Annotated in this window: 1 protein-coding gene and 1 pseudogene; both read left to right on the forward strand. The window is 62.1% G+C overall.

Annotated elements, in window-relative coordinates:
* The first annotated feature begins 744 nt into the window (after window positions 1-744).
* Window positions 745-2298 (forward strand): YncE family protein, encoded by a 1554-nt coding sequence (locus VKI00_RS19585; protein ID WP_324440327.1) that lies wholly within the window; start codon window positions 745-747, stop codon window positions 2296-2298.
* A 41-nt stretch (window positions 2299-2339) separates the two neighbouring features.
* Window positions 2340-3013: pseudogene (locus VKI00_RS19590) on the forward strand (phenylacetate--CoA ligase); the annotation flags it as partial.

The following is a 3013-nucleotide window of genomic DNA, read 5'->3' on the forward strand; positions in this document are numbered from 1 at the left end:
AGCGCCGTGACTTGGCTCTACATTGCCAGCGTCAAGCTGATGTCGCGTCGTCTGGCTGCCGTATGATCGATACGAGCGGGAGATTTCCCAAGCAAAATCAGATCTCCGCCATTACAAAGCCGATTCGAGTCAGACTCTTAGACGTGTCGATGCCTATGCGTTTATACTGGTTCATGGACGGCTCCGGTTCTGCTTACTGACAGCACCAATTCTGGCACGCGATGCCGTGGGGCCGTCCACCCCAACATGGATCCCGCAGGCGACACAGCGATCCCGTAAGCTTTCGTCGCCTATGCGATACGGACAGACTCCGGGCGCCCAAGCTTCAGCATGCGATTCAGCGCACGGACGGCAATGCAAACTTCAGTGCTCCGCGCGCATCCGCGCGCGACCGCAGTGCGTCCCCGATTACCCGTTTGTATCGGCTGATATCGGCTTGAGCTGAACGTCTGATTTCAGCCCCTCCCGACCCGGCAGCGGACCGGCAGAAAGCCACCCATCCAGGTCGACGCAAGGATACGACGTGACGTCCGCTTTCGGGCTGCTGCTCGGCCCGGTGGGAGTGTCCGCGATGGGCGCACCATTGCCGGACAGCAGCAGCAGGAGATCGCCGCGATGCAGCTGGCGCTCGGCCAGCAGCTCACCCCCTCTGCTGCGGCAGCTGCGCAGTCACCGCCTCCGCCGGCGGTGACGCCCAGGTCGACCGCAATGCCCACGATGAACATGCCAAAGGAGCCATAGGCGGTGCGCAACCTTTTCGTCGTAGCCTTCATCGGCACCGCTGCCTTGGTGCTCGACGCCTCCGCATGGGCGGGCCAGGCGCCGGGTCCCGCTTCAGCACCCGATATCCCAGTGAGCCACCGTGATCGCGTTTATGCGGCGGAGCAGTTCTCGAACACGGTGTCGGTCACCGACCCGGAGGACAACAAACTGCTCGGCGTCATTCGGCTGGGCGAGCCGGTACCGACGAACTTCAGTCCGCTGTACAAGGGCCACCTCCTGGTGCACGGAATGGGCTTCTCGCCCGACCATCGCACGATCGCCGTCGTGTCGATCGGGTCGAACTCGGTCACATTCATCGATACGGCGACCAACACCGTCAAGCACATCACCTATGTCGGCCGCTCTCCGCACGAGGCCTTCTTCACGCCCGATGGCAAGGAGGTGTGGGTCACCGTGCGAGGTGAGAACTACGTCGCTGTGTTGGACGGAATGACGTACGAAGAGAAGACGCGGATAATTGTCCCGAATGGTCCGGGCATGCAGATCTTCTCGCCCGATGGCAAGTACGGCTACGTGTGTTCGTCCTTCAATCCCGAGACCGACATCATTACCGTGGCAGACCACCAGATCATCGGGAAGGTGCAGCAGGCGAGCCCATTCTGCCCCAATATAGCCGCAACGCCTGATGGTGCGCAGGTTTGGTTCACATTGAAGGACACCGGTAAGACGCAAATCTTCGATGCGCGGCCGCCCTTCTCACTGCTCAAGACGCTCGACACTGGTCCGATCACCAACCACGTCAACATCGTGCGTAATGCGCTTGGTCAGTTCGCCTATGTCACAGTCGGCGGCCTGAACGAGGTGCAGGTTTTCCGAACCGATGATTTCAGCAAAGTGGCCACTATCCAAGTCGGCAATCTACCGCATGGGATCTGGCCATCGGGGGATGGCTCGCGCGTCTATGTCGGTCTGGAGAACGACGACCAGTTGCTTGCGATCGACACGCTAACCAACACGGTGATCGCGACCGTGCCGATCGGCCAGGCTCCACAGGCGGTGAATTATGTGCCCGACGCCGTGCCCGCCGTGAGCAACACCGGCAACGCCGCGATGACTATCGCGGCAGGCATTGCAGACATGGTTCCCGTGGGCGCCGGAACTGCGGGGCTGCAGCCGCTTGGCGTCGCCGGCCATGCGGTCCATGTCACAATGGTGCCGTCAGGCAACATCGGGGTAGCCGGCGCCCACGCGCCGACCAGCGTGACGCTGTTTGATCAGGGTCTTGTCCAGGTACTGGAGGCATCGGTCACCGGCCTCGAGCCGATGCACCCCTACGTGCTCGCGCTGGCGAACCGCGCGGACGGCTCCGGTGCCGTTGAGGCGTTGGCCAGCTTCATGGCGAACCCAGCCGGCGCGGCGATCGTGAACGCCATCGGCGCCATCCGCCAAGTCGTTCAAGGCGAAGTGGATACCCCCCGCCGCTTCCTGGTCATCCTACCCGGCTCGGGGACGGGGCTGGGAAAGCCCGCCCAGATATGTCGTTTGGCCGGGGCATCGGACACTCCTTGTGGTTGATCACTGCGGCGATGGTGCCTCCCTCGCCGGTCGCCCCATAGGTTCTCAATATCGCCGACGAGTTGGAGCGCGTCGGCGTCGATCCCCGCGAGTGCTCGCTGAAGATCGGTATCTTCGGGGCGGAGCCCTGGACCGGCCGGATGCGAACCGAGATCGAACAAAGGCTCGGTCTCGATGCGGTCGATATTTACGGCCTGTCGGAGGTCATGGGGCCCGGCGTGGCCAACGAATGCGTCGAGACCAAAGACGGCCTGGTGATCTGGGAGGACTATTTCTACCCGGAGATCATCGATCCGGAGACGGGCGAGGTACTGCCCGACGGAGAAAAGGGTGAGCTGGTGCTAACATCCCTCGCCAAAGAGGCGCTGCCGATCATCCGGTACCGTACCCGCGACCTCACCTCCCTGCTCCCGCCGACGGCCCGGTCGATGCGGCGCCTGGACAAGATCACGGGGCGGTTGGACGACATGTTGATCATCCGCGGTGTGAACGTGTTTCCGACCCAGATCGAGGAACTCGTTCTCAGGATGCCCGACCTAGCCCCGATCTACCTGCTCGTGGTTACCCGCGATGACCACTTGGACAAGCTGGAAGTGAATGTCGAGATGCGGCCGCAGAAAGCCGTAGATTATAGCTTGGACTCCGATAGAAGCGCGACTCTTGCCAAGCAACTCGAACACGACATCAAGTCCTACCTGGGCGTCTCAAGCGCTGT

The sequence above is a fragment of the Mycobacterium sp. genome (genome assembly GCF_035314665.1).
Lineage (GTDB): Bacteria > Actinomycetota > Actinomycetes > Mycobacteriales > Mycobacteriaceae > Mycobacterium.